This is a genomic window from Corynebacterium sp. LaCa_205, assembly GCF_057458085.1.
Genome location: NZ_CP190931.1, coordinates 346,013 through 371,557, shown reverse-complemented (window position 1 = coordinate 371,557; position 25,545 = coordinate 346,013). Strand labels below are relative to the sequence as shown.

Here is a 25,545-nt window from a genome sequence, read left to right as displayed (position 1 = left end):
AAATAACTTTGCTTAGCCTATACCGCAAAGAGTAATTTAGGCAAGCCTTAGTTTATTATGAGTATATTAGACGCATGAACTCTTCCCCACAATCCGCCACGATGCGTCAACACGAACTCATCCCCGTTATTCTGACCGCTAATAAACGGATCCGGCCGCGCCTGCACCGCCTGACGTTTTATGCCGAGGCATTCCGGACATACACCCTCTCCGGACCCGATGAATTCTTTGGACTCGTCATGCCACAAGCCGGACAGGAATTTAGGCCCTTCCCCGTCGACGGCATAAACCTTCGCTCGGCGGTAAGCGCGATTTGCGAGGAGAGGCGGCCGGACCTGCGCTGGTATACCATCCGCGCGCTCCATTCAGAAGAGGCCACAGTCGATGTCGACGTGGTCACCCACGGCGATTCCGGACCTGGCTCGCGGTGGATTCGCCGCGCACGAGCCGGCGATACGGCGGGATTCTTTACGTGCAACGACTTGTGGCGACCAACCGAGTCGGCACAACTTCTAGTCGCCGATGCATCCGCCCTGCCCGCCCTGCGGCACATCTTGGCCTACCAAGAAAACCATAACCCGGCGATGCTTCGAGCCACCGACGTTATGGCCGTGGTAACCAGCGAGGACGAGGTAGAGCCGGGCCTTGCAACTCGGTGGGAGACGAGCGTCCGCAGCCTGCGCATCATTCATACCCAACCGCGTCAGGAGGCGGATGCTGTCGTAGCCGCTCTAAGAGCGGACTATGCCCGTGCGCCGGGGCCAGGGTACGTGTGGGCTTCCGGCGAGGGGGAGCTAGCAAAGAGCGTACGAGGCCTCGCGGTGAATGAGTGGGGCCTGGATACCACCGACGTCACGTGGGTTCCCTACTGGTTTTATGGAAGGGCCCGACCGTAGCTAAGCCCGAAAACGGCGAAGGCCCCTACCCCGAACCATTAGATTCGGAGCAGGGGCTGCGCTGGCTAGTTTTTACTTAGCCTTCTCGATGATCTCAACGAGACGGAAGTGCTTGTCCTTGGACAGCGGGCGGGTCTCAGCGATGCGTACGAGATCGCCGATGCCTGCGGTTTCTTCCTCGTCGTGCGCCTTAACCTTCTTGTTAGAACGCATGATCTTGCCGTACAGGGCGTGCTGCTTGCGGTCTTCCAGCTCGACAACGATGGTCTTGTTCATCTTGTCGGATACTACATAGCCGGTGCGAACCTTAGGAGCGCCCTTGACCTTCTCCTTCTTCGGAGTAGGTGCCTTCTTGGAATCAGTCACGTTAGCCTCACTCATGATTAAGCCTCAGCTCCCGGAGCAACGGACAGGCCCAGCTCGCGCTCGCGCAGAACGGTGTAGATGCGGGCAATGTCGCGCTTAACCGTGCCGATGCGGCGGTTGTTGGTCAGCTGGCCGGTGGCCTTCTGGAAGCGAAGGTTGAACAGTTCTTCCTTCGCATCCTTCAGGCGGGACTGCAGCTCAGCATTGTCGAGCTCACGGAACTCGTGGGCGGGGGTACCGGTTGCCATTAGAACTGGTCCTCCTTCTTGATGATACGGACCTTGCAAGGAAGCTTCTGGCCAGCGCGGCGCAGAGCCTCAATTGCAACGGCATCGTTCGGATAGCTCATCTCGAAAAGTACGCGGCCCGGCTTAACGTTAGCCACCCACTTCTCAACCGGGCCCTTACCGGAACCCATACGAACGCCGAGCGGCTTCTGGGTCAACGGACGGTCCGGGAAGATGTTGATCCACACCTTGCCACCACGCTTGACGTGGCGGTTGATGGCAATACGTGCGGCCTCAATCTGACGGTTGGTGATGTACGCCGGCTCGAGAGCCTGGATAGCGTAATCGCCGAAGTTGATGCGGTTACCGCCCTTGGACACGCCGCGACGGTTCGGGCGGTGCTGACGGCGGTACTTAACACGCTTAGGAATCAGCATGGATTAGCCCTCCTGCTTCTGCTGTGCACGCTGGCGGCGCTGGCCACCGCGGCGGGAGCGACCATTGCGGTCACGGCCACGGCCCTGTGCCGGAGCGTTCAGTTCGGACTCGCGTACGCCACCGACGACGTCACCCTTATAGATCCACACCTTGATGCCAATGCGGCCGAAGGTGGTGTGGGCCTCTGCGGTGCCGTAATCGATTTCGGCGCGAAGAGTGTGCAGCGGAACGCGACCCTCGTGGTAGCGCTCAACGCGGGACATTTCAGCACCACCCAGGCGGCCGGACAGCAGAATCTTGATGCCCTTGACCTGTGGCTGGCGCATAGCGGACTGGATAGCCTTGCGCATTGCACGACGGAATGCGACGCGGTTAACCAGCTGCTCCGCGATGGAGTGAGCAACCAGGGTTGCGTTTGCGTCTACCTGCTTGACCTCGAGGATGTTGAGGGCAACCATCTTGCCGGTGAGCTTTTCCAGCTCGCGGCGGATACGGTCAGCCTCAGCACCGCGGCGGCCAATCACGATGCCTGGGCGGGCGGTGTGAATGTCGACGCGGACGCGGTCGCGGGTGCGCTCGATAACGACGTCGGCAATGCCGGCGCGCTCGAGGCCCTTGTTGAGGTAGTTACGAATCTTGATGTCTTCGGCTACGTAGTTCGCGTAGTCCTTATCGGCGAACCAGTGGGTCTTCCAGTCGGAAGTGATGCCCAAACGTAGGCCGTGAGGATGGATCTTCTGGCCCATTACTTGGCCCCTTCCTGCTGGCTTTCGACCACCACGGTGATGTGGCTGGTGCGCTTACGAATCATGAATGCACGACCCTGTGCACGCGGCTGGAAACGACGCATGGTCGGACCCTCGTTGGCATAAGCCTCGGAGATGACCAGGGTACGTGGGTCGAGGCCGAAGTTGTTCTCAGCGTTAGCGGCTGCAGAAGCAACGACCTTAGCAACTGGCTTGGAAGCACCCTGCGGTGCGTACTTCAGGATAGCCAGGGCTTCGCTTACGGACTTGCCGCGGACCAGATCGAGCACGCGACGTGCCTTCATCGGGGTGACGCGGACGTAGCGGGCCGTGGCGGATGCGGAGGTGATGGTCTCACTCATCGCTTATCGACGTCCCTTCTTGTCATCCTTGACGTGACCCTTAAAGGTCTTGGTTGGTGCAAACTCGCCCAGCTTGTGGCCGACCATGGAGTCCTCGATGAAAACCGGCACGTGCTTGCGGCCGTCGTGGACGGCGAAGGTGTGACCGATGAAATCGGGGAGAATGGTCGAGCGGCGAGACCAGGTCTTGATGACCTGCTTGGTGCCTGCATCGTTCTGAGCATCCACCTTGTTGAGGAGGTGCTCATCGACGAACGGGCCCTTCTTAAGGCTGCGTGGCATTGTTTACCTCCTCTTAGCGCTTCTTGTTCGGGCGACGACGGCGCACGATCATGTTGTTGGAGTAACGGTTCGGGTTGCGGGTGCGACCCTCCTTGTGGCCCCATGGGGACACAGGGTGGCGACCACCCGAGGTCTTACCCTCACCACCACCGTGTGGGTGGTCAACCGGGTTCATTACGACACCGCGGACGGTCGGGCGAACGCCCTTCCAACGCATACGGCCGGCCTTGCCCCAGCGGATGTTCATCTGCTCGGCATTGCCAACCTCACCAACGGTGGCGCGGCAGCGGATATCCACACGGCGGATTTCGGAAGACGGCATACGCAGAACTGCGTACTTGCCTTCCTTACCCAGCAGCTGAATGGAAGCACCAGCGGAGCGAGCCAGCTTAGCGCCAGCACCCGGCTTGAGCTCAACAGCGTGGATGGTAGAACCGGTCGGGATATTACGCAGAGGCAGGTTGTTGCCAACCTTGATATCTGCATTCGGGCCGGACTCTACGATGGTGCCCTGCTTCAGACCCTTAGGGGCGATGATGTAGCGCTTTTCGCCATCAACGTAGTGAAGCAGTGCAATGTTTGCGGTGCGGTTCGGGTCGTACTCGATGTGAGCGACCTTTGCCGGGATGCCGTCCTTGTCGTTACGACGGAAGTCGATCAGACGGTAACGGCGCTTGTGGCCACCGCCGATATGGCGGGTGGTGATGCGGCCGTAGTTGTTACGGCCACCAGTCTTGCTCAGCGGGCGCAGCAGGGACTTCTCCGGAGTAGAACGAGTGATCTCGTCAAACTCAGAAACGGAGGATGCGCGGCGACCCGGAGTTGTCGGCTTGTACTTACGAATAGCCATAATTCTTCCTTTTCCTTTCGGCTCTCCGGTGACGCTTAAGCGCCGCCGCCGAAGACGTCGATGGAGTCGCTGCCTTCACGGAGCGTCACATATGCACGCTTGGTGGACTTACGCTGGCCGTAACCGGTGCGGGTGCGCTTACGCTTGCCTGCACGGTTCACGGTGTTCACGGAGTCGACCTTGACGTCAAAGATCTGCTCTACGGCATCTTTAATCTGGGACTTATTGGAGTCCGTGGAGACGTAGAACGTGTACACGTTCTGCTCCATCAGACCGTAGGACTTCTCGGATACAACCGGGGCGATGATGATATCGCGTGGGTTAGAAATCTTAGCCATTAGTTCTCCTCCTTATCCGCGCCGGTTGCGCGGTTGATGAAGGTGTGTAGCGCCTCAACGGAGAACACAACGTCATCGGAGTAGAGAACGTCGTAGGTGTTGAGCTGGCCAGCGTCCAGGATCTGAACGTTAGGCAGGTTATTAGCGCTACGACGAGCGTTGATGTCCTCGCGGCCGATGACCAGGAGCACGTTCTTGCGCTCGGTCAGGGACTCGAGGAAGGCCTTAGCCGACTTGGTGGACGGCTTCTGGCCCGGTACGAGCTCTTCGATGACGTGGATGCGCTCGTTGCGAGCACGGTCAGACAGTGCACCGAAGAGAGCAGCCTTGATCATCTTCTTAGGGGTGCGCTGTGCGTAGTCGCGCGGCTGTGGGCCATGGACGGTGCCGCCACCGGTGTAATGCGGTGCGCGGATTGAGCCCTGGCGTGCACGGCCGGTGCCCTTCTGACGGAAAGGCTTGCGACCACCACCGCGGACATCGCCGCGGGTCTTGGTTGCGTGGGTGCCCTGGCGTGCAGCAGCAAGCTGAGCGTTAACAACCTGGTGCATCAGAGCAATGGATGCCTCGGTGTCAAAGATTTCAGCAGGCAGGTCTACAGAGCCGTTGGTCTTACCCTCGGAAGTGTGGACGTCTAGCTTGAGGTTGCTCATGCGTGTGCACCGCCCTTCACTGCGGTCTTAACGGTGACGAGGCCGCCGCGCGCACCAGGGATAGCACCCTTGATGAGCAGCAGGTTGGACTCGGCATCGATTTTCTGAATCTTCAGGTTCTGGGTGGTCACGCGGTCCTGGCCCATACGGCCAGCCATGCGCTTGCCCTTGAAGACGCGGCCCGGGGTAGCAGCGCCGCCGATGCCACCAACGCGGCGGTGAGCGGCCTGGTTACCGTGAGCTGCGCCCTGGCCTGCGAAGCCGTGGCGCTTCATGGCACCAGCGTAGCCGTGGCCCTTGGTCTTGCCGGTGACGTCAACGAAGGTGATGCCCTCGAAGATGTCAACCTTGACCTCTTGGCCAACCTCATAAGCAGAGGTGTCGTCCATGCGGATTTCCGCAACGTGACGGCGTGGGGTTACGCCAGCCTTCTTGAAGTGACCACCAACCGGCTTATTTGCCTTGCGTGGGTCGATTTCGCCAAAGGCGATCTGGATGGCGCTGTAGCCATCGGTTTCGGGGGTGCGAATCTGGGTGACAACGCATGGCCCTGCCTCGACGACGGTAACCGGTACAACGCGGTTGTCCTCGTCGAAGACCTGGGTCATGCCGAGCTTCTTGCCCAGAATGCCCTTGATCTCGTTTTCACTCATTATTTGTTCTCCACCAAAGTCGCTTACTGGATGTTCACGTCGACGCTTGCCGGAAGATCGATGCGCATAAGAGCATCAACGGTCTTCGGGGTTGGGTCGAGAATGTCGATCAGGCGCTTGTGAGTGCGCATCTCGAAGTGCTCGCGAGAGTCCTTGTACTTGTGCGGAGAACGAATAACTGCGTATACGTTCTTCTCGGTTGGGAGCGGCACTGGGCCGACTACACGAGCACCGGTACGGGTAACGGTCTCGACGATCTTCTTTGCAGAAGCGTCGATAGCCTCGTGGTCATAGGCCTTCAGCCGAATGCGGATTTTTTGTCCCGCCACGCTTATCCTCTTCCTCGCTTCCCCACTTTCACATTCCCGGCGTTTCCGGGGCGTGAAGCGGTGGGAAATTGCTTCTCGATTTCTCTATAACGTTGTCCGGGCTTGGGGGCCTGACACAACGCCAGTGGTCTGACTGTCATGACGACCAAGAGTTGCGGTACATGGCAAGCGCCAGAACGCAGTGCTCTCGACGGGGTACAAGACCCGTGGTCAAAGTATTGTGAAGAGGACGGTTTTCACGCATTACACGTGGAGAGTGTCCAATTCGTCTACTGCCGCTGTTTATTTGCCATGCCCCTTCTCCGGTCCATCTTCTCGGGGTGTCACTGCTCTAACGCGGACCTAGCCCGATCGGATGACCTTCCAGTCAATGTTTCAAGTTCCCCTGAAACATGGCGACAACGAAGGTGTCATGTTCGCTTTACCAGCTCAGCGTCTCCCCGAGACTGCGCTTGACGACGTCCGTCGCTCGCACCACATCTCGGTTCTCGCTGCCCTGTTAAAGCAACCTTTGTATTTAAGCATGTTGGGCTGCGGTTTTTCAAGCCGCGTATTAAACCGTGCCAAAAATCACGTTTTGGAAAATTTTGTTGCCTCGCACCCCACACTCGGCTGAGAAGTATCTAAACTCGGAGGCAATGGCTGTGGACTCTTTGTCCTGCCTAGATAGTTGAATATCGCGTTCATGCATTACCCAATAAAGAAAGGCTCACTCGCCCATGTCTGAAAACAAGACCCCTGCACAAAACTCTGACAACCAGGTTCCCGCTTCCGAGGAGCGCGAGGTCAATAACAACCTGGAAACCCAGTACGGCACCACCACCATCGATGATGTCGTGGTCTCCAAGATTGCCGGCATCGCAGCCCGCGAGGTTTCCGGCGTGGATTCCCTGGGTGGCGGCGGCGCCCGCATGATCGGCAATATTCGCGAGTCTTTCGGTGCTTCCGAGGACGTCCGCCAGGGCGTAGACGTAGAGGTAGCAGAAGGCTCCGCCCGCATCGAGATTGCAATTACGGCTGAGTACGGCGTGGCCATCCACGAGCTCGCTGAGGCTATCCGCCGCAACATCATGAATGCTGTAGAGCGCATGACTGGCCTGAGTGTCGAGCGCGTCAACGTTGTTGTTCACGATGTCAAGCTGCCGAAAGATGAGTCCGAGTCTGAAGACCAGGCTGCTTTGAACCAGGGTCAGGCCTAAGCCCAATGCCTGAGCCCCGAGCACATTTCGAGCTCGAGGTAAGCCACGCCCACGCTATTGCACAGGCCGTCACGAAGGTCCGCGGCGTCGCTGCACTCGACGGCGGTTCGTTCAGTTCGGTGAGTTTGTACCTCCCAGGCGAGCGCATCGTCGGTATGCGGCGACCCAATCCGCGCGACGATCGCCACCTGCAGATCAACATCCGCGTCGATATCAGCGCGGCGCCGGACCTTTATGCCTTGGCAGAAGACATCCGGTCCGCCGCACGAGGGGCATGTCCCGAACTGCAGCGCATTGACGTTGAGTTTTCTGACGCCGTGGATGGCTTATCCGCTGCTCCATCGAAGGAATAGATATGAAAAATTACACCACTTTGGGCATCATTTCCGGCCTTATTCTTGCCTTCTTTTTGCACCTAGGTTGGGGTCCGACCCTGCTCGCCGTACTCCTTGCTGCCATTGGCGGAATCGTGGGAGCACACTTTGATGGCCGTATCGATCTCACCTCGGTGTGGAATGGCCTCATCGGTAAGGAGAAAGGCCAAGGTTAATGACAGATAGTTCCACTCAGGGCCACACGCGTATCTCGCTGCGGACCATGGAACGCATCGTTACCGCCGCGATCGCTAGCGTCCCCGGCACCAAGGCCATAGAGGCCAAGCTAGCGGGCATCGGCGGCCGCGGTTTTCCACGGGTCTCGGTCCAAATGGACTCGGAGCGCGAGGTAGCGGCCGTCAACGCCACTATCGGCGTAGTGTGGCCCTCGCCGGTTACTACGGTGGCGGAGCATACCCGCGCCGCCATTTCAGAAGCCATCGCGGCACATACCGGTTATTCCACTACACGCGTTAATGTCACCGTTGGCGGTTCCGTTCCGGGCAATCGGGTAACAGCGGCAGAAGTGGAGCAGCGCCAGGTTGCTGCTGCCGTCGCGCCGCACATCACGCCCTCGCCGGTCTGGCAGCCGGTCACTGCCGAGTCGGTCAACGTACGCAGCATTGCCACACCGCAGAAAACACCGGTGCGCAGCGTCACTGCCCCGGACTCCGACATCGCGGTGCGGTCCGTAAACACTCCGCGCGAGGCTGAGGTACGCAGTGTCTCTGCTGATCTCCCTGACCACCACCTGCGCGAAATCTCTTCCCCAGGTGAACATGCGCTGCGGCCTCTCAAAGAGCCTAAGCCGGTACACGTTCACAGCGTGGCGGCACCGCGCCCAGCCAAGCTGGTCCCCAGCGGACAGGTTCGCCCGCTGTCGCGAAAAGTACAGGTATCAGCTCCTCGGCCGCAGCCGCTGCGTGATATCGAGATCCGCCACGAGTGGACACCGCGCCGCGTGCAGACCCCTAAGTCCGTTCCTGCGCGAAAGGTACAAGCCCCTCGACCACAAGCACTCAAACGTATTGAGGTCACCCCGGCCAACCCTCGCCCACTGCACGTGGATGTGCCACGGCCGGAGCCGTTGCGCGCCATTTCCATAAACCCCTACCGCCCACAAGGAGGCAACCATGGCTGAACAGCACATGCCTGAACACTTTGGGCAGCAGCCGAAGGCGTCTCCAGCGGCGCGATCGTGGGCTGTGATTCTAGGGCTGCTTCTGATCGCCGCGGGCATCGTCGGCGTGCGCGAGACGTGGCTTGTAGGTTCTGGTTCCGATGCCCAATCGTGGGTACAGCCAGTACTTAACCTCATCGCCACTGAACAGCTGCAGACCTGGATGATTTGGGCCGGTGTCGCATCCATCATCGTCGGCCTTATCTTCCTATTTGCAACGCTAAAGACGCGCCGCACAACGCACCTGCAGCTGGCTTCCGATACCGCGTCCATGTGGATGCGGCCGGTAGATATCGCTCGCCTATCTTCGGCGACTGCTCGCCGCGTGCCGGGCGTTGCCTCCGCACAGACCTCAGCGGATAAAAAGACCGCTAAGGTCACCGTCAATGGTGATACCGACGATGCCGAGCTGCAGGGCCGAGTAGAGACCGCGGTTACGCAGTGCCTGGCGCACTTAAAGAATCCGCCACAGGTCACCGTAGCTGTAGAAAAGATTCCGGAGTTGGATAACAATGTCTAGAAAACTTGCTACTTTTGACCGTATCCTGCTCGGCCTGCTGGGAATAATCCTCATCGCTTTGGGCGTGTGGCCCATCCTTATCCACTTCAATGTGGAGTTTGCCAAGTACTTAGCCCTGTGGGTGGACCACGATGCGTGGAAGACGTTGGCGGACAATGACTGGTGGGTCTGGGCGCTGGCCGGTGGTTCCGCACTACTGCTTATCGTAGGCCTGTGGCTCGTGGTAGCTAACCTGCGCCACCGTCGCTTTAATAACGTGGAGTCTGCATCGTCTAATGACAAGGGATCTATCACGACGTCGATGAACGCTATTGCCGGTGCTGTGGCCCAGGATCTGGATGGAATTAAGGGCGTCGAGCACGTGGAGCGGCTCGTGGCTTATGACCGTGCCCGCCCTACCCTGCAGTACACGGTCACGGCCAATCCGGATACCCCGGTGGAGCGCCTTACTGGCGCCGTGGAGACCAATGAACGCGATTTCCGCGCGGCTTTCCCGGACGCGGATTTGGACACCATTTATAAACTGCAATTCAGCAAGGTTGGGCCTCTGAAGGACCTATCCGAATAGCGGGTTCGGGGTCTCTGCCACTAGGACCTCTTCAATGGCCCCCAAACGGGCCGATTCGCCGCCCCCGAGGATCACTTCCAGTTCCTCTCCGGGGCGGCATTTTTCTATTCGCTGCCAAGAATAATCCTGGCGAGTAACGCGGCGATTTTCCTTGGCAAATAGGTGTAACCCATGGTCAAGAACGCCAATGGCCCCGGAGAAGCGAAGAACAAAGACGAAATCGCCTAACTCCTGTCGCTTCAGGCCCTTGAGGTCTGGGCACGTAGTGCTCAACCGCATGAGGCTGGTAACCACGCCAAAGCGGTGCTCGAAGCCTTCTGTATCACGAATGGTAAAAGGCCGGCCGGGCCCGGTTGGGCGAATGGAATCATATGCCCATACCACGGGTTGAGCTTGTGGACGGCGCACGATGACGTGGGTGGGGGTGGCGGTAATGCGGTTAGTGGGGGCGTCGGCAAGCACCAGCCACTCCCCTTCCGCAATGCGTCCGTTATCCAAGGGCAGAAGCGGTGGATGCACGGCCGCTTGTCGCTGCAACTCCGCTACCAGCTCCGCATCGCTCGCACCCCAACCGATGCCCCGATTAGCCAGCATGGCAAAGAAGGTGGCGAGGCTGAGGTCGGGTTGGCCTTCCCAGGCGCGACGGAGGGACTCAAGCGTGGGATCGATGCGGGTGGGGTCATCCATATCCGCCAAGATTACCCAGCACCCGCGCCGGCCAGACAGCCGGGGCCGAGAGGAAAATTTTCACCCCCGAGTTAATTTCATTCAATTAAATAAATACTATAAGTGTTCAACAATCTCGAGCCACATATCGCCTGCTCACAATGTATTTATTGCAGATTTTTCCACCCTAGCTACGTTCAGTAATACCTGTCGTATTATTGGGGATTTATGTCACGGGGTTAATTTGATTGTGTTCTGGATAACAGATTATTAGATTAGTCACATACAACGATTCGCTCGTTGGATACACCTTGCACCCCGTTTCCTGCTTAACCGCGCACGGAGAATCTCTATGACTAAATATCTGATCAAAAAGACCTTGGGCTGGTTACTCATGATCTTTTTGGCTACCAACCTCGCCTATCTCTTGGCGGCCAGCTTCCTGGACCCACGGTCCAACTACACCGGCCGCCGCCCACCGCTTTCACCGGAGGAAATCAATAGCCTCCTCGAGCCCTATAACCTCAGCCCCGATACTCCGCTGGTACAACGCTGGTGGACCTGGCTGACCAATATCCTCACCAAATGGGACTGGGGCCAATCCCCAGTGGGCGAGGTGGTGAATTCAGAAATTAGCTACCGCATCTGGGTTTCCGCGCAGCTGCTCTTGCTCTCCACCATTTTGTCCATTCTCATCGGCGTGGCAGTGGGCGTTTACACCGCTTCGCGCCAGTACAAGACCGGTGACCGCATCTGGCAGGGCATTTCCATCATCGCGATGAATACCCACGTGGTAGTGGCGTCCATCGCCGTGGTGTGGGGCGCACTGAAAATCAACGAGCTCAGCGGCAAGAAGATTTTCTATGTGGTCGGCTCCCATTCGCTGGACGTGGAAGGATTCTTTCCCAAGCTGGTGGACTCCGCACAGCACTTGATCCTTCCCACCATTTCATTGGTCTTCATTAGCTACGCCAGCTACCACATGACCCAGCGCACCTTGCTGCTGGATAACTTGGATGCGGACTATGTGCGCACCGCCCGCGCTAAGGGCTTGACCCGCCAACAGGCGATTCGCAAGCACGCACTGCGCACCTCCATCATCCCGGTGGCAACCTCGGTGGCCTTTTCCATCCCCGGCATCTTCACCGGTGCGGTGATGACCGAGCGCATCTTTGGCTGGAACGGCATGGGCCAGTACTTCATCGAGACCATTAGCAAGAACGACGTCAACGGTGCAGCGGCTGTCGCTGCCTTTGGCGCCGCCATGACGGCCATCTCCGCGGTATTGGCGGACCTGGTTGTCGTCGCGCTTGATCCACGAGTGAGGGTGAGTTAAATGACCCCATCTAAAGACCGCAACTATTTCAAGCAGGAACCGCGCGGGGAAATCACCGCACACAGCGAGGTCACTTCGGGAGACCCCTTCTCCCCCGCCGAGGCCGAGCAGGTAGCCACCCTGGAGCAGATGCCCCGTGGCACCTCGCGCTACAAGCTGTACCTGCGCCGCTTCTTCCGCAATAAGCTCGCCACCTTGGGCCTTATCATCCTGGCTTTCTTGGTCCTTGCGGCGCTTTTTGGCGGCTTCTTTGCCAAGTGGGACTACACCGAGCCGGACTTCCTTGCGCTGTCGGAGCCGCCGAGCCCCGAGCACTGGTTTGGCACGAATGACACCGGCAATGACCTCTATGCCCAGACCATTCACGGTTTAGGCAGGTCCCTGACCATCGCCATCGTGGTATCCCTAGCCACCTTGGTCATCTCCGCGTTCATTGGATCCGCTGCAGCCTTGTGGGGAGGCATAGCCGAAAAGGCGGTGCTGGCCGTCATTCACTTCCTGCTGTCCATCCCTACCTTCCTACTCATCGCATTGGTAGTGGCGGATTCCGGCGGAGATTGGAAGCTGCTTATCGTCGTGCTCATCCTCTTTGGCTGGATGTACCAGGCCCGCGTGATTTGGTCGCTGGCGCTTACGGTGCGCGAGCAAGACTACGTCCGCGCGGCGAGCTACATGGGCGTGTCCAAGCTGCGCACCATCGTGCGCCACGTCATTCCCAATATTGGTTCGCTGCTCATCATCCAGTTCGTCTTCGGCGTGGTGGGCACCGTGGGCTCCGAGACGGCCCTGTCCTTCCTGGGGTTGGGCGTCAAGCTTCCCGACGTCTCCCTCGGCACCCTCCTGCAGGGCGGCACCGCCGCCGTGCAGTCCTCCCCGTGGCTGTTCTACTTCCCTGCCGCAACCCTGACCTTGCTCACCGTGTCCATGGCTTTCATTGGCGATGGCCTGCGCGATGCGCTCGACCCCAACTCGAATTCCGGAGGTAAAGCATGACCTCGCCCGTCTTATCCGTCAAAGACCTGCGCGTTAACTTCCCGTCCGAAGCCGGATCCGTCTCCGCGGTCCGTGGCGTAGATTTTGATCTCTACCCTGGCCGCACGCTCGGCATCGTGGGCGAATCCGGTTCCGGTAAGTCCGTGACCTCCATGTCCATCATGGGGCTCCTGCCGGACTACGCGAAGATCACCGGGTCCGTAAAGTTCGACGGCCGCGAGCTGCTCGGTCTCAGCGATAAGCAGATGTCCGAGATTCGAGGCAACGGCATTGGCATGATCTTCCAGGATCCGCTCTCCGCGCTCACCCCGGTCTTCGATATTGGATCGCAGTTGGTGGAAGCAATTCAGGCCCATAGGGACGTCGGCAAGAAGCAGGCCCTCAAAGAGGCCACGGAGTTGCTCGATCTCGTGGGCATCCCCGATCCGCACCTGCGCCTGAAGTCTTTCCCGCACGAGTTCTCGGGCGGCATGCGCCAGCGCGTGGTAATTGCCATCGCAATCGCCAATAATCCGCGCGTACTCATCGCCGATGAGCCCACGACCGCGCTGGATGTGACCATTCAGGCGCAGATTCTGGAGGTCATTAAGCTCGCCCAGCGCGAAACCGGCGCCGCCACCATCATGATTACCCATGACATGGGCGTGGTGGCAGAAACGGCCGATGATGTCATGGTCATGTACGCCGGCCGACCCGTGGAGCGCGGCGATGTGGATACCATCTTCTCCCAACCCCGCATGCCCTATACCGTGGGCCTGCTCGGCTCTACGCCCCGCCCGGACGTGTCCGCAGAAGAGCCGCTCACACCCATCGTGGGCAGCCCGCCGGTGCTGGTGGACCTCAAGCAGCGCTGCCAGTTTGCCCCGCGCTGCCCCGTGGCGCAGCCCGCCTGCTCCGACGGGGAGCCGCCGCTTATCGCGCTTGACGACGCCCCCTCGCACCAGAGTGCCTGCCTGCGCGCGCCCGAAATCCACGACCGCAAAATCGGCGGCGAGCTCATGTTCAAGCCCCCGCAGCTCGCGGAGGACGTCATGGCCGGTATCTCCCGCGAGGAGCGCGCCACCACCCTGGAGGTCACGGACCTGCGCAAGGAATTCCCACTTACCAAGGGCGCGCTGGTCAAGCGCCGCGTGGGCACGGTCAAGGCAGTGGACGGCCTCACCTTTGATATTCGCAAGGGCGAATGCATGGCCATCGTAGGCGAGTCTGGCTGCGGCAAGACCACCACCCTGCTAGAAATCATGGACTTAAAGCCCGAAAATGGCGCAGTCGTGCTCAACGGGAAGGACGCGGCCGGGATGAGCAATTCCGAGCGCCGCGAGGCCCGCAAGGACATTCAAATTGTCTTCCAGGACCCGATGAGCTCCCTCAACCCGCGCCTGACCGTGCGCGAGGTCATCGCCGAACCACTCAACTCCCTAGGCTATGACGGCGACGTGGATGCCCGCGTGAACGAGCTCATGGGCCTTGTCGGTTTGGACTCCTCCCAGCTGGATCGCTTCCCCAGCCACTTTTCCGGCGGACAGCGCCAGCGCATCGGCCTCGCCCGCGCGCTGGCCACCAACCCCTCGGTCTTAGTGCTGGATGAGCCCGTCTCCGCGCTCGATGTCTCCATCCAGGCTGGTGTCATCAACTTGCTTGAAGATCTGAAGAGAAGGCTGGGGCTGTCCTACCTCTTCGTGGCCCATGATCTTTCGGTGGTGCGCCACCTCTCCGATAGGTTGGCCGTCATGTATAAGGGCCAATTTGTGGAATCCGGGCCGACCGACGAGGTCTTCGAAAACCCCCAAGCGGATTACACCAAGAAGCTACTGGAAGCTATTCCGATTCCAGATCCGGAGGCCGCCCGCAGGCGACGCAACCCCGATCCGGCCGATACATCCCCAATTTCACGAAAGTGACCCGCCGCACAGCAACCGTTCTATATAGTTGACCTCACACCTAGAAGGATGTGGCGGCTGCCCCGCTTCCACATCTTTCACTTTCCTCTCACTCAAGGAGAACCCGATTATGCACAAGTTCACTCGCTTCCGGATCGCTACCGTAGCCACCCTTTCCGCCGCAGCCCTCGCGCTCACCGGCTGTGCCGCCAACTCGGGCGGAGGCTCTAATAAGGCCGTAGGCGGCCTCGACATCGAGGTCAATCCAGCCGGCGACTATAACGAAAAATCCCGCGACGAGCTCAAGGACGACGGTGAACTCACCCTCCCCATCGGCGAACTGACCGAGCAGCAAAACACCTTCCATGCCAATATGGTCACCGATACCCGCACGGTATGGGGTTGGTACAACCCACAGCTGGCACTTTACGACGGCGAGGGAAACTACACCCCAAACCCCGACTACATCGACGAGGCCAAGGAAGACAAGAAGGGCAAGAACACCGTCGTCACCTACAAGATCAACAAAGACGCCACCTTCAACGACGGCACGCCCATCGATTGGAAGGCCTTTGAGAATACCTGGCGTTTTAACAACGGCAAGGACGAGGACGTCCAGGTAAACTCCACCGACGGCTACGAGCGCATCACCTCCGTGGAAATGGGAGCTACCGACAAGGACGTGGTCATCACCTTCGATGGCCCCTACCCGTGGTGGCAGGGTCTTTTCAATCAACTGCTCCACCCCGCTATTGATAGCCCAGAGAAGTTTGACAAGGCCTACCTGGGCAAACTGAACCCGCAGTACGGCGCTGGCCCATTCAAGGTGGACAATGTGGACTTTAAGGGTGGCACCCTTAGCCTCGTGCCGAACGAAAAGTGGTGGGGCGATAAGCCAAAGATGAAGAAGGTAAGCTTCCGCGTCATGGAATCCCAGGCCACCATCAACGCCTTCCAGGCCGGGGAAATCGACGCGGCTGGCGTGGCCGATAAGAACAGCCTCACCATTGCCGGTGAAATGGGCGAGGACATCGATATCCGCGCAGCATTGCGCCCTGCCAATGTCATCCTCACCCTCAATTCCAAGGCGCCACAGCTCAAGGATGAGGATGTGCGCCACGCCGTCTTCTCCGCCATCGACCGCGATCAGCTGGCCGAGATCCGCTATAACGGCCTGGGCTATGAAGAAGAGATGCCGGGCTCGCTTACCCTCTACTCCACCCAGGAGGGCTACAAGGACAATATCAAGGACGTCATCAAGTTCGACCCCGAGCAATCCAAGAAGCTGCTCGAGGATGCCGGATATCAACAAGGTGATGACGGAATCTTTGCTAAAGACGGCGAAAAACTATCCCTGCGCTATATCCTCATCGGCGACGATGAGGTATCCAAGTCCCTTGCCGCCGCACTTCAAAAGATGCTCAAGGACGTCGGCGTTGACCTCAAGATTGAAGAGCGCCCTTCTGCTGAGTTCTCGAAGGTAACCTCTGAGCGAGACTTCGACCTCTTCCTGTCCGCCATTGCTTCCTCCGATCCATTTGGAGTCGCCTACTTTGGCCAGTACTACGCCAGCGATTCCACACTAAATATGTCCAGCACTGGCACCAAGGAATTTGATAAGAAGATTGAAGAGCTGCAGAAGCTTCCTTCCCAGGACGAACAAATCGACCGCGTCAATGAGCTCGAATCGGAGGCCTTCGGCCACTACGGTATCCTCCCCTTCGCCAACGGTCCGCAAATGGTCGGCGTAAAGAAGGGTCTGGCCAACTACGGTGCCAACGGCTTCGCCATCCTCCCCAAGGAAGACATCGGCTGGGAAAAGTAGCAACTCCCTGCACACCTAAAAGCGCAATGCGCTGAAGCCTCCCGCAGCATCAATCAAACAGGATGCAGCGGGAGGCCTCTTTTATAGGCCAGCACCGCCCGGCCAAGGCAGCAACGGCTATTGCCGACGCTCGTGCATCGCGGAGAAAGTGGGTTAAGGATCAAAAAATCCGCCCCACCGAAAGTGAAGCGGATTTTTTATAGCTCTACTGAGCGGTTACTGGGTATCGACTAGTCGATAACCTTGGTAACGCGGCCAGCGCCGACGGTGCGGGAGCCCTCGCGGATAGCGAAGCGCAGGCCCTCGTCCATAGCGACCGGCTGGATGAGCTCAACGGACATCTCAACGTTGTCGCCAGGCATAACCATCTCGGTGCCCTCTGGCAGGTGAACAACACCGGTAACGTCCGTGGTACGGAAGTAGAACTGCGGACGGTAGTTGTTCATGAACGGGGTGTGGCGGCCGCCCTCTTCCTTCTTCAGGACGTAGACGGAACCCTCGAACTTGGTGTGCGGGGTGTAAGCGCCCGGCTTGATAACAACCTGGCCACGCTCAACGTCCTCACGCTTGGTACCACGCAGAAGCAGACCACAGTTGTCGCCAGCCTCGGTGTAGTCCATCATCTTGCGGAACATCTCGATACCGGTAACGGTGGTGGTCTGGGACTTCTCCTGGATACCGATGATCTCAACGTCCTCGTTGACGTTCAGACGGCCACGCTCAACACGGCCGGTAACAACGGTGCCGCGGCCGGTAATGGTGAAGATGTCCTCGATAGGCATCAGGAACGGCTGGTCGGTAGCGCGCTCCGGATCCGGGATAGCGTTGTCGCAGGCTTCCATCAGTTCAACGACGGACTGTACCCACTTGTCATCGCCCTCGAGAGCCTTCAGAGCGGAGATGTGAACGATAGGAGCTTCCTCATCGTAGTCCTGCTCTGCGAGCAGCTCACGGATCTCCATCTCAACGAGCTCGATGATTTCCTCATCATCAACCATGTCGCACTTGTTCAGTGCAACGAGGATGTAAGGAACGCCAACCTGGCGAGCAAGCAGAACGTGCTCGCGGGTCTGCGGCATCGGGCCATCGGTTGCAGCAACAACCAGGATAGCGCCGTCCATCTGAGCAGCGCCGGTAATCATGTTCTTGATGTAGTCGGCGTGGCCCGGAGCGTCAACGTGTGCGTAGTGGCGCTTCGGGGTGGAGTACTCAACGTGGGAGATGTTGATGGTAATACCGCGCTCCTTCTCCTCAGGAGCCTTGTCGATCATGTCGAACGCGAATGCCTGGTTCTCCTCAGGGTACTGGTCAGCCAGAACCTTGGTGATCGCTGCGGTGGTGGTGGTCTTGCCGTGGTCGACGTGTCCGATGGTGCCGATGTTCACATGCGGCTTCGTACGCTCGAACTTCTCCTTTGCCACTGTATGTCCTCCTGGACTATATGGTGGCTACGACCTTCGCAGCCACGTGGTTGACAGTTGTCATTGGCACCCGACCCACAGTATGTGGGGCAAAGCGCTAATGACGCTTTCTTTACGTGCCAGTTACACGATCCTAGATTTATGCCACGGTTTTTTCAAACCGCCGTTATAGGAGGTAACCCCGCGAAATATCGCGGCCATTTCCCTCGACAAGAATCTTCTAAAAAGGATCCTGGGAGGGTAACGGCCGGCTCAATTCACAACCTAGATGGTTAAGCTGCAAACTCAGCCCGCCGCTACCCTGGCCCAGTTGTCCCGCTCCGCGGCGGGTCTGGCATCTACTGGCGAAGATTACCAGCCCGGACAAACCGCGGGTGGAGCGGGGCTACTGCTTAGTTAGCGCTGCCGGTGCGCTCCTCGATGATCTCCTGTGCAACGGAGGATGGAACCTCTGCATAGGAATCGAAGACCATGGTGAAGTTTGCGCGGCCAGCGGTGGAAGAACGCAGGTCACCGATGTAACCGAACATCTCGGACAGCGGCACCTTAGCCTTAACGACCTTCGCGCCGGAACGGTCCTCCATAGCGAAGACCTGGCCACGACGGGAGGAGATGTCACCGTTAACGGTACCCATGTACTCCTCAGGGGTGACAACCTCAACGGCCATCATCGGCTCCAGCAGAACTGGCTTTGCCTTGGCCATTGCTTCCTTGAAGACCTGGGAGCCGGCCAGCTTGAAGGCCATCTCGGAGGAGTCGACGTCGTGGTAAGCGCCGTCTTCCAGGGTGGCCTTGATGTTAACCATCGGGAAGCCTGCCAGGTAGCCGTACTGCATTGCGTCCTGGATACCAGCGTCAACGGAAGGAATGTATTCCTTCGGAACGCGGCCACCGGTGACGGCATTCTCGAATGCGTAAGTTGCGGACTCGCCCTCTTCCAAGGTCTCTGGGTCCGGGTTGTACGGCTCGATGGTGCAGATAACCTTTGCGAACTGACCGGAACCACCGGTCTGCTTCTTGTGGGTATACTCCATGGACTCAACCTTCTTACGGATGGTCTCACGGTAAGCAACCTGCGGGTTACCGATGTTCGCCTCAACTTTGAACTCGCGCTTCATGCGGTCAACGAGAACGTCGAGGTGGAGCTCGCCCATGCCGCCGATAACGGTCTGGCCGGTCTCCTCATCCAGCTCGACGGTGAAGGTTGGGTCCTCAGCTGCGAGCTTCTGGATAGCGGTACCCAGCTTCTCCTGGTCAGCCTTGGTCTTCGGCTCGATGGAAACCTTGATAACCGGATCCGGGAAGTCCATGGACTCGAGGATGATCTGGTTATCCTTGTCACACAGGGTGTCACCGGTGGTGGTCTCTTTCAGACCGATAACAGCATAAATGTTACCGGCGTCTGCCTGCTCAACAGGGTTTTCCTTGTTGGCGTGCATCTGGAAGAGCTTACCGATGCGCTCCTTCTTGCCCTTGGTGGAGTTCATAACCTCGGTACCCGGGGTGACCTGGCCGGAGTAGACGCGGGTGAAGGTGAGCTGGCCAAAGAATGGGTGAGCAGCAATCTTGAATGCCAGTGCGGAGAACGGGGACTCAACGGAAGGCTTACGGGTAAGCTCCTTGTCCTCGTTTCCTACCTCGTGGCCGATAACCTCGCCGACGTCCAGCGGGCTTGGCAGGAAGTCAACCACAGCGTCAAGCAGTGGCTGCACGCCCTTGTTACGGTAGGCGGTACCGCAGTAAACCGGGTAGACCTCGGAGTTGATGGTGAGCTTACGGATGCCGGCCTTGAGCTCGTCAATGGTCAGCTCCTCGCCGCCGAAGTACTTCTCCATGAGCTCTTCGTCGGACTCAGCAACGGTCTCAACCAGCTTCTCGCGGTATTCTTCCGCCTTGTCCTTGAGGTCCTCTGGGATTTCCTCGTAGGTAGGCTCAGCGCCGGTCTCGACCTTGCCACGCCAGGTGATTGCCTGCATATTCAGCAGGTCGACAACGCCGTCGAAGTCATCCTCAGCGCCGATAGGCAGCTGCATAACCAGCGGCTTAGCGCCCAAGCGGTCAATGATGGTCTGAACGGTGAAGTAGAAGTCAGCGCCCAGCTTGTCCATCTTGTTAACGAAGCAGATACGCGGAACATCGTACTTAGCAGCCTGACGCCACACCTGCTCGGACTGCGGCTCAACGCCTTCCTTACCGTCGAAGACTGCGACGGCGCCGTCAAGAACACGCAGGGAACGCTCAACCTCAACGGTGAAGTCAACGTGACCCGGGGTGTCGATGATGTTGATCTGGTTGTTATTCCAGAAGCAGGTCACGGCAGCGGAGGTAATGGTGATGCCGCGTTCCTTCTCCTGCTCCATCCAGTCAGTAGTGGACGCACCGTCGTGGGTCTCGCCCACCTTACGGTTGATACCGGTGTAGAAGAGAATACGCTCGGTGGTCGTCGTCTTACCAGCATCGATGTGGGCCATGATGCCGATGTTGCGGACCTTGTTCAGATCCTTAAGCACTTCTTGTGCCACGTTTATACCCCAACTTAATAGTCGTCGACGCCGTGACCAGGTTTCTGGCTATGACGCCTGCATGGATAAGGTCTTTTAATTTTTGCCACTATTGGCCGTCCTAGGTGCACGCATGCCCCTAGACTTCCATCGCTTCAGTGTACTGGACACTCCACGATGCCGCTGGACCGGGCGGGCATACCGCCCAGAAATCACACCCATTAGGGCAAAGAATGACCCAAGCAAGAGATATGTAGTTTTGTGTCGCCGCCGGAGAAAACCTGCCGGCAGCCAGCGCGAAACTTTCTTCTCGTTGCTTGGGCCATTGAAATGAGTGCTGAAATTACCAGCGGTAGTGAGCGAAGGCGCGGTTAGCCTCAGCCATCTTGTGAGTATCCTCACGACGCTTAACGGAAGCGCCGAGGCCGTTGGAGGCATCCAGAATCTCGTTTGCGAGACGCTCAATCATGGAGTTCTCGCGACGCTGGCGGGTGAAGGTCACCATCCAGCGCAGTGCCAGGGTGTTTGCACGGTCAGGGCGAACCTCAACCGGCACCTGGTAGGTAGCGCCACCGACACGGCGGGAGCGAACCTCAAGGTCTGGGCGGATATTGCCCAGTGCCTTCTCCAGGGTGCCAACCGGATCGGTACCGGTCTTCTCGCGGCAAGCCTCGAGAGCGCCATAGACGATACGCTCTGCGGTGGACTTCTTGCCGTCCTGGAGGATCTTGTTGACGAGCATGGTTACCTGCTCGGAGTTGTATACCGGGTCCTTGACTACAGGACGCTTCGGAGCAGCATTCTTACGCATTGTTTATTACTGTCCCTTCTTTGCGCCGTAACGGGAACGTGCCTGCTTACGGTCCTTGACACCCTGGGTATCCAGAGCGCCGCGGATGATCTTGTAACGAACACCAGGAAGGTCCTTCACACGGCCGCCGCGAACGAGGACCATGGAGTGCTCCTGCAGGTTGTGGCCCTCGCCCGGAATGTAGGCGGAAACCTCAATACCGGTGGTCAGGCGAACACGAGCAACCTTACGCAGTGCGGAGTTCGGCTTCTTAGGAGTGGTGGTGTACACGCGGGTGCATACACCGCGACGCTGCGGGGAACCCTTCAGCGCAGCGGTGGAAACCTCTTTACGCTTATCGTGGCGGCCCTTGCGGACCAGCTGCTGAATAGTTGGCATTTAACAGTCTTTCTGTCGAATTGCACCAATACCGAAGGAAAAGAACCAAACATGCAAAAATGGGCGCTCTTTCCCGGGGCGCTGCCGCATGTCCAGAACTCTTCCCAAGGTCGGTGCCTTGTTAAGGATCAGACTCTTCACCGCGTGCCAGCAAGGCACGCATAGTGAACTGCCGTTTAGACTAGCAAACCGATCACGCTTTATACAAAACGCGATCGGCACCTTCTTCCTGCTAGGACCATTCCCAAACTAAATCAGCCTCAGCAGCCTTGGTGGCAAAGTAGTCCTTTTCCTGTGCTTCCCAGGTTTCAAACCACTGCTCGTAGTCGGGCTCGCGGGCGATGGCGCGTTCGCGGCGTTGGTCCCAGGGGCCGTCGATAAGCACGCTAACTACCGTTCCCCTCTCCTTTGCGGCTGCGATATTGGCCGGGGTTACGGAGCCCACCCCTTCCACGATGAGATCATCGCGCACGTCGAGGCTAGCCCAGTCTCCAGGGCTGTCCGCCTCCCAATCCCAGCGCCAATAGCCGGGATTCATGGTGCGCAATACCTGTTCTGCCACCATGTCAGAGCCCTTGTCCAGGCCGTGCCAGCCGGGGTAGAACTCATCGAGGTGTACCACGCGCCAGTTGGTGCGCTCGGCCAGCGCGGCGGAAGTCCAGGTTTTTCCGGCACCCGAAGGGCCGTCGATAAGCACGGTCACTGGCTTGAAGGCACGCTTTCTGGCTGCCGCCAGCTTGACGACGTCCTCTAAAAGGCGCTCTTGTTGGCTATCAAAGTCCATGGTCGCTCAATCACTGCTTTCGCGGTTTATAGGCCGAAGAATCTCCAGGCCCCAGTGAGTACCGAAACTACCACCGGTACGAAAGCCAGGACGGCACCGCAGGTCATAATCCACCCATCGCGGGCCCGCAGCCGCGATTCGCGCGCCCACGAGCGCTTCCCACCGCCAGGTGGGGTGCGGCCGAAACCGCGCGCCTCCATGGCGGTGGCCAGCTTGCCACCGCGGCGCAGCGCAATTACTAGAAGACCAAAGGACATGGTCAGCAGATGCTGCAGCTTGCCGACGTCCGTCAGCCCCCTCGCCCTGCGCGCCATCCCCAACGACTGCCAATCGGACTGGAAGAGCGTCATCATACGCACGCCGGCGACCGCACCAATAACAAAGCGCGAGGGCAGCTTGAGGATCTGCGAGAGCGCATCGCCCAGTTCCGTCGGGTCAATATCGCGAGCCAAGACCACCATGGGCAGCGCCACAGCAAAGACGCGCAGCGTAATGGCAACCGCGAGGGTCAGCGAGTTCTGCGTTACCGCGATGAGCCACCAGCTGAAGTACTCCGTGCCACCAGGCTCGCCATACAACAGCATCGAGATGCCAGAAATCGGCGCAATGAGAAAGAGGAACCAACCGCCCTTTAGTAGCTGCCCCCATGACACCCCGCACAGCGGCGCGAGGATCAGGGTAAGCGTCAGCGATACCGCAGCCGAGACCCGGTCAATGGAGGCCAATAGTGGGCTAACCCAGATAAACATCAAAAAGATGCGGCTTAGCGGGTTAGCTCCGCGCAAAAGATTAGGCACCGCGCACCTCCACTCGGTGATCTCCCAAGGCCTGGATAAATAGCGGGTCATGGGTAATAGAGGCAATGGTGGTGTCATCATCTGCCAATTGCCGCAGCAAGCGCACCAGCTCCACAAAGGTCTGAGGGTCTTGCCCAAAGGTGGGCTCGTCCAAGAGCAGCACCGACGGGGCGGTCACCAAGGCAGTGGCCACCGACAGGCGCCGCTTTTCGCCGCCAGAGAGCGTAAACGGGTTGGCTTCCAAGAGATGCTCCAGCCGCAGTGATTCCACGAGCTGCGCGATCCTCTCCTCCGGCGGGTCCACGCGCATTACCTTGGGCGCAACCCGCAGCTCCTCGGCCACCGTTCGGGCGACAAATTGGTGCTCCGGATTCTGGAAGACAAAGCCAATGCGGTCCGCCAGCTCGCGTGATTTCCAGCGCAGCGGCGACCCTTTGACCCCGCGGCGCACGAAATCGGCCACCCCAATTTCCCCTGATTTGGCCGGCAGTAACCCGGCCATGGTCATCAACCAGGTGGACTTACCCGCGCCATTCGGCCCGGTAATGACCGTGGAGGCTCCCGCCGGCAGCGCAATCGTGCGCGGCGGTCCATAGCGGGTGACGAGGTCCGTACTCCACAGCGCGGCCTCGCGCCCTGCCAATTCGGCCTCGCCCAAACGGCGCGCCTGCGGCAATCCTTCGACTCGGCGACGCTGGGCCACCTCCGCGAAAGGACCATCAGAGACTATGCGCCCATGGTCCAACTCCACCGCGCGCTCGAGCACACCTTTCCACGCCGCGTGCTGGTGTTCTACTACAACGAGCGTGGCACCGGTTTCCTCCACCAACGCGGACACGGCGCGCACGACATCTCGCGCACCCTCGGGGTCTAAGTTGGCCGTGGGCTCATCCAGCAGCACCACACCCGCACCCATTGCAATGACGCCGGCCAACGCCAAACGCTGTTTTTGCCCACCAGAAAGCCTCTCGGTGGGGAAATCCAGATCCACGAATGGGCCAACCAGTTCCTTAGCGGCGGCCACACGGCGCCAGATTTCCCCGCGCGGATACGCCAGGTTCTCGCAGCCGAAAGCAATGTCATCGCCAACACGCGCGGAGATCACTTGGGAATCCGGATCCTGAAGCACCAGCCCCACTGGGATGGTATGTCCAGGCTCCTCCACCATGCCGGTGGAATCTTCCAAGAGAATTTCACCAGTGCGGGTTCCTTCCTCATCGGAACCCAGCACTCCGGCCATCGCCGCAAGGAAAGTGGACTTACCCGATCCAGAGTCGCCGCATAAAAGCACGCGTTCTCCTGGCTCGATGATCAGGTCAATATCGGATAGCGCCGGTTCGCTGCGCCCGGCATGAGTCCAGCCGAATCCTCGGGCCGTTATCTTGGTGGCGTTTCCCGCCAATGATGCACAATCAGACACGGACACAACACGCCCTAAGCGCGCTGTTCACGGCCTGCGGCAAAGCGATCCAGGGCACCGGTTTTAGCCAGGGCTTTCACCACGAAGAAACCCAGCGCACCGGCCAAGATAGCGCCGGAGATGTTCAGAGTTACAAAATAGATGAGCTTGAACTCGAAGGAACGAGCCAGGTTGCCGGAGGTAAACAGCTCCAAGATGAACGCACCCCAGCCAGCTGCCATGCCGGCCAGAATGGATACTCCCAGGCCAAACTTGCGGTACAGGAAGATCGCCAGGATGATTTCCACGCCGATACCCTGCGCCAGGCCCGAATACAGGGTGCTAATACCCCACTGGGAGCCCAGCACCGCCGATACGGTGGCGGCCAAAACCTCAACATAGATGGCCGCACCCGGCTTGCGAATAATCAAGCCACCCAGCACGCCACCGATAAGCCAAATACCAGTAGCAATGCCTCCCAGGCCCGGAGTCACGGCGTCCATAGCTTCAAACCAGGCATAACCCACTGCATTCCATACCAGGAATAAAACTCCGCAGGCCACGCCCAAAACGGACGCCACCACAATATCGACCACGCGCCAGTTCAGGCTGCGCTTCGGGGCAGCGGACACACGTGTATTAGTTGTCATAATTTCCTCCCTCTCGCCGGCATTACCCGGATCAGGTTCTACGGTTCGCCACAACTTCTGTGGCATCTCAGCCCGACACAGCTGCAAAACCGAGCAGCGCGTAAGCACCCGTGAAGTGTGCAA

Annotated in this window: 31 protein-coding genes and 1 riboswitch; of the genes, 11 read left to right on the top strand and 20 right to left on the bottom strand. The window is 58.9% G+C overall.

All coding sequences use genetic code 11. The annotated features are described in order from the left end of the window. Positions 1-74: 74 nt before the first annotated feature. Entirely contained in the window at positions 75-896 is an 822-nt protein-coding gene (locus ACP8J1_RS01895; RefSeq protein WP_023020555.1) for a siderophore-interacting protein, read from the top strand. A 72-nt stretch (positions 897-968) separates the two neighbouring features. On the opposite strand, the gene rpsQ is transcribed toward ACP8J1_RS01895, so the two are convergent. Genes rpsQ through rpsJ form a run of 11 tightly spaced genes read right to left on the bottom strand, consistent with a single transcriptional unit; the run spans position 969 to position 6,140 of the window. Beyond that, positions 969-1,277, bottom strand: coding sequence for a 30S ribosomal protein S17 (gene rpsQ, locus ACP8J1_RS01890; protein WP_023020554.1), 309 nt, complete (start codon positions 1,275-1,277; stop codon positions 969-971). Positions 1,278-1,279: 2 nt separating this feature from the next. Then, entirely contained in the window at positions 1,280-1,510 is a 231-nt protein-coding gene (rpmC, locus tag ACP8J1_RS01885) for a 50S ribosomal protein L29 (protein ID WP_005322842.1), read from the bottom strand. After that, the gene (gene rplP, locus ACP8J1_RS01880; RefSeq protein WP_023020553.1) at positions 1,510-1,926 is read right to left on the bottom strand and encodes a 50S ribosomal protein L16; all 417 of its coding nucleotides are present in this window, start codon (positions 1,924-1,926) and stop codon (positions 1,510-1,512) included. The genes rpmC and rplP overlap by 1 nt, the downstream gene beginning before the upstream one ends. Before the next feature lie 3 nt (positions 1,927-1,929). Continuing rightward, positions 1,930-2,673 (bottom strand): 30S ribosomal protein S3, encoded by a 744-nt coding sequence (gene rpsC / locus ACP8J1_RS01875; protein WP_023027807.1) that lies wholly within the window; start codon positions 2,671-2,673, stop codon positions 1,930-1,932. Beyond that, on the bottom strand, positions 2,673-3,035 hold the full coding sequence (gene rplV / locus ACP8J1_RS01870; protein ID WP_005276938.1) for a 50S ribosomal protein L22: 363 nt from the start codon (positions 3,033-3,035) through the stop codon (positions 2,673-2,675). Before rplV ends, rpsC begins: the two co-directional genes overlap by 1 nt. A 3-nt stretch (positions 3,036-3,038) precedes the next feature. Then, complete coding sequence (rpsS, locus tag ACP8J1_RS01865) at positions 3,039-3,317, bottom strand: 30S ribosomal protein S19 (protein WP_005276936.1); 279 nt, start codon at positions 3,315-3,317, stop codon at positions 3,039-3,041. 13 nt (positions 3,318-3,330) lie between these two features. Further along, positions 3,331-4,167, bottom strand: coding sequence for a 50S ribosomal protein L2 (gene rplB / locus ACP8J1_RS01860; RefSeq protein ID WP_023020551.1), 837 nt, complete (start codon positions 4,165-4,167; stop codon positions 3,331-3,333). 35 nt (positions 4,168-4,202) lie between these two features. Then, a complete protein-coding gene (gene rplW, locus ACP8J1_RS01855) occupies positions 4,203-4,505 on the bottom strand; it encodes a 50S ribosomal protein L23 (RefSeq protein WP_023020550.1) in 303 nt (100 codons plus the stop codon). Then, positions 4,505-5,158: a 50S ribosomal protein L4 gene (gene rplD, locus ACP8J1_RS01850; RefSeq protein ID WP_005322847.1), complete on the bottom strand. Its 654-nt coding sequence runs from the start codon at positions 5,156-5,158 to the stop codon at positions 4,505-4,507. The genes rplW and rplD overlap by 1 nt, the downstream gene beginning before the upstream one ends. Further along, complete coding sequence (gene rplC, locus ACP8J1_RS01845) at positions 5,155-5,811, bottom strand: 50S ribosomal protein L3 (RefSeq protein ID WP_023020549.1); 657 nt, start codon at positions 5,809-5,811, stop codon at positions 5,155-5,157. The genes rplD and rplC overlap by 4 nt, the downstream gene beginning before the upstream one ends. A 23-nt stretch (positions 5,812-5,834) precedes the next feature. After that, positions 5,835-6,140 carry a 30S ribosomal protein S10 gene (rpsJ, locus tag ACP8J1_RS01840; RefSeq protein ID WP_003848085.1) on the bottom strand — a complete coding sequence of 102 codons (306 nt, stop codon included), beginning with the start codon at positions 6,138-6,140 and terminating at the stop codon, positions 5,835-5,837. A 719-nt stretch (positions 6,141-6,859) separates the two neighbouring features. Between rpsJ and ACP8J1_RS01835 the strand changes: the two genes are divergently transcribed. From ACP8J1_RS01835 to amaP, 6 genes are read left to right on the top strand one after another with little or no spacing between them, the layout of a single operon-like run. Next, positions 6,860-7,339, top strand: coding sequence for an Asp23/Gls24 family envelope stress response protein (locus ACP8J1_RS01835; protein ID WP_023020548.1), 480 nt, complete (start codon positions 6,860-6,862; stop codon positions 7,337-7,339). Positions 7,340-7,344: 5 nt separating this feature from the next. Then, on the top strand, positions 7,345-7,692 hold the full coding sequence (locus tag ACP8J1_RS01830; protein WP_023020547.1) for a hypothetical protein: 348 nt from the start codon (positions 7,345-7,347) through the stop codon (positions 7,690-7,692). Between the two features lie 2 nt (positions 7,693-7,694). Continuing rightward, positions 7,695-7,889, top strand: a complete 195-nt coding sequence (locus ACP8J1_RS01825; RefSeq protein ID WP_023020546.1) for a DUF2273 domain-containing protein — start codon at positions 7,695-7,697, stop codon at positions 7,887-7,889. Then, complete coding sequence (locus ACP8J1_RS01820) at positions 7,889-8,854, top strand: Asp23/Gls24 family envelope stress response protein (RefSeq protein ID WP_023020545.1); 966 nt, start codon at positions 7,889-7,891, stop codon at positions 8,852-8,854. Before ACP8J1_RS01825 ends, ACP8J1_RS01820 begins: the two co-directional genes overlap by 1 nt. Then, entirely contained in the window at positions 8,847-9,413 is a 567-nt protein-coding gene (locus ACP8J1_RS01815; protein ID WP_023020544.1) for a DUF6286 domain-containing protein, read from the top strand. The genes ACP8J1_RS01820 and ACP8J1_RS01815 overlap by 8 nt, the downstream gene beginning before the upstream one ends. After that, a complete protein-coding gene (amaP, locus tag ACP8J1_RS01810) occupies positions 9,406-9,981 on the top strand; it encodes an alkaline shock response membrane anchor protein AmaP (RefSeq protein ID WP_023020543.1) in 576 nt (191 codons plus the stop codon). Before ACP8J1_RS01815 ends, amaP begins: the two co-directional genes overlap by 8 nt. Here amaP and ACP8J1_RS01805 read toward each other — a convergent pair. Continuing rightward, the gene (locus ACP8J1_RS01805) at positions 9,970-10,668 is read right to left on the bottom strand and encodes a hypothetical protein (protein WP_023020542.1); all 699 of its coding nucleotides are present in this window, start codon (positions 10,666-10,668) and stop codon (positions 9,970-9,972) included. The two genes, amaP and ACP8J1_RS01805, sit on opposite strands and share 12 nt — an antisense overlap. 331 nt (positions 10,669-10,999) lie before the next feature. Here ACP8J1_RS01805 and ACP8J1_RS01800 point away from each other — a divergent pair, with 331 nt between their 5' ends. The 4 genes from ACP8J1_RS01800 (at position 11,000) to ACP8J1_RS01785 (ending at position 16,681) form a co-directional block, all read left to right on the top strand. Next, positions 11,000-11,983, top strand: a complete 984-nt coding sequence (locus ACP8J1_RS01800) for an ABC transporter permease (protein WP_023020541.1) — start codon at positions 11,000-11,002, stop codon at positions 11,981-11,983. After that, the gene (locus ACP8J1_RS01795) at positions 11,984-12,976 is read left to right on the top strand and encodes an ABC transporter permease (RefSeq protein ID WP_005322860.1); all 993 of its coding nucleotides are present in this window, start codon (positions 11,984-11,986) and stop codon (positions 12,974-12,976) included. It abuts the gene before it with no gap. After that, entirely contained in the window at positions 12,973-14,877 is a 1,905-nt protein-coding gene (locus ACP8J1_RS01790) for a dipeptide ABC transporter ATP-binding protein (RefSeq protein WP_023020540.1), read from the top strand. The genes ACP8J1_RS01795 and ACP8J1_RS01790 overlap by 4 nt, the downstream gene beginning before the upstream one ends. Before the next feature lie 109 nt (positions 14,878-14,986). Then, on the top strand, positions 14,987-16,681 hold the full coding sequence (locus ACP8J1_RS01785) for an ABC transporter family substrate-binding protein (RefSeq protein ID WP_023020539.1): 1,695 nt from the start codon (positions 14,987-14,989) through the stop codon (positions 16,679-16,681). Positions 16,682-16,911: 230 nt separating this feature from the next. Here ACP8J1_RS01785 and tuf read toward each other — a convergent pair whose 3' ends face one another. The 8 genes from tuf to ACP8J1_RS01745 all read right to left on the bottom strand — a co-directional run bounded on the left by tuf (position 16,912) and on the right by ACP8J1_RS01745 (position 25,422). Further along, positions 16,912-18,102, bottom strand: coding sequence for an elongation factor Tu (gene tuf / locus ACP8J1_RS01780; protein WP_023020538.1), 1,191 nt, complete (start codon positions 18,100-18,102; stop codon positions 16,912-16,914). Between the two features lie 392 nt (positions 18,103-18,494). Continuing rightward, positions 18,495-20,624, bottom strand: coding sequence for an elongation factor G (fusA, locus tag ACP8J1_RS01775; protein ID WP_023020537.1), 2,130 nt, complete (start codon positions 20,622-20,624; stop codon positions 18,495-18,497). Positions 20,625-20,946: 322 nt separating this feature from the next. Then, positions 20,947-21,414 (bottom strand): 30S ribosomal protein S7, encoded by a 468-nt coding sequence (gene rpsG, locus ACP8J1_RS01770; RefSeq protein ID WP_005322865.1) that lies wholly within the window; start codon positions 21,412-21,414, stop codon positions 20,947-20,949. 6 nt (positions 21,415-21,420) lie between these two features. Beyond that, positions 21,421-21,792, bottom strand: a complete 372-nt coding sequence (gene rpsL / locus ACP8J1_RS01765) for a 30S ribosomal protein S12 (protein WP_005322866.1) — start codon at positions 21,790-21,792, stop codon at positions 21,421-21,423. A 232-nt stretch (positions 21,793-22,024) separates the two neighbouring features. Further along, positions 22,025-22,576, bottom strand: coding sequence for a nucleoside/nucleotide kinase family protein (locus ACP8J1_RS01760; RefSeq protein WP_023020536.1), 552 nt, complete (start codon positions 22,574-22,576; stop codon positions 22,025-22,027). A gap of 26 nt (positions 22,577-22,602) precedes the next feature. Further along, positions 22,603-23,373: an energy-coupling factor transporter transmembrane component T family protein gene (locus ACP8J1_RS01755; RefSeq protein WP_023020535.1), complete on the bottom strand. Its 771-nt coding sequence runs from the start codon at positions 23,371-23,373 to the stop codon at positions 22,603-22,605. After that, the gene (locus ACP8J1_RS01750; RefSeq protein ID WP_034656222.1) at positions 23,366-24,793 is read right to left on the bottom strand and encodes an ABC transporter ATP-binding protein; all 1,428 of its coding nucleotides are present in this window, start codon (positions 24,791-24,793) and stop codon (positions 23,366-23,368) included. Before ACP8J1_RS01750 ends, ACP8J1_RS01755 begins: the two co-directional genes overlap by 8 nt. Before the next feature lie 14 nt (positions 24,794-24,807). Next, on the bottom strand, positions 24,808-25,422 hold the full coding sequence (locus ACP8J1_RS01745; RefSeq protein WP_023020533.1) for an ECF transporter S component: 615 nt from the start codon (positions 25,420-25,422) through the stop codon (positions 24,808-24,810). Continuing rightward, positions 25,412-25,544: riboswitch (TPP riboswitch) on the bottom strand. Its footprint overlaps the gene before it by 11 nt. Between the last annotated feature and the right edge of the window lies 1 nt (position 25,545).